The organism is Mycetohabitans sp. B3, from assembly GCF_021498065.1.
Lineage (GTDB): Bacteria > Pseudomonadota > Gammaproteobacteria > Burkholderiales > Burkholderiaceae > Mycetohabitans.
Map to the genome: position 1 here is coordinate 1 of NZ_JAHLKN010000226.1, position 660 is coordinate 660.

Below are 660 nucleotides of genomic sequence, written 5' to 3' on the forward strand. Positions count from 1 at the left end.
GGGGCGTGGCTAGATACCTGGTCTTGCGCTGTCACCTTGAAGGCAGCCGAGGCCCATTCGACGAAGCTCACGGCGTTGCGCTGGCTGATGGCGACCCCTTTCGGTGTCCCGGAGGAACCGGAGGTGTAAAGGATGTAGGCGAGCCGGTTCGCATCCGGCGGGCTGCGTGGATACGCGTGTTTCTCGCCGTGCAGCATGTCCAGCGTCTGCCAGCTTTCATATGTGTCGTTCGTTTCCTCGTGACGTGGCTGCATCACCACCACGCGAGGCTTAAGCTGGTGTGTGTGTTGGATTAAATGCCGCGCTGATTCGGGGTCGGTGAAGACGATCCGAACGTCACAATCGCTGAATAGGGTGGCTGCACGCGTGCCTGAGCTGCCTACGTCGGTGGGCACATAGGCCGCGCCTAGACGGAGTATGCCGAAGATGGCCGCAAGCGTCTGCGCGCTTTTGCGCATAAAAAGCCCGACACGATCCCCTGCCACAATCCCGTTGCGGTGAAGGAAAGCGGCGATCCTATCGGCTGCTGCGGACAGTTCTGCATAGCTCAACGCAGATCCGTCGGAGTCGACGAGCGCACGAGCACTCGGCTGTCGCGCTGTCGTGTCGTCTAAGTATTTGGCTAAGTTCGCTGGTGGCTCGGACTGTTGTCCCCGCGGC

General features: G+C 60.9%; 1 protein-coding gene. It reads right to left on the reverse strand.

The window, feature by feature from the left end:
• Positions 1-551, reverse strand: a 551-nt coding sequence (locus KQH55_RS16460; protein WP_235091723.1) for an AMP-binding protein, incomplete at its 3' end; no start/stop codon positions are given.
• Between the last annotated feature and the right edge of the window lie 109 nt (positions 552-660).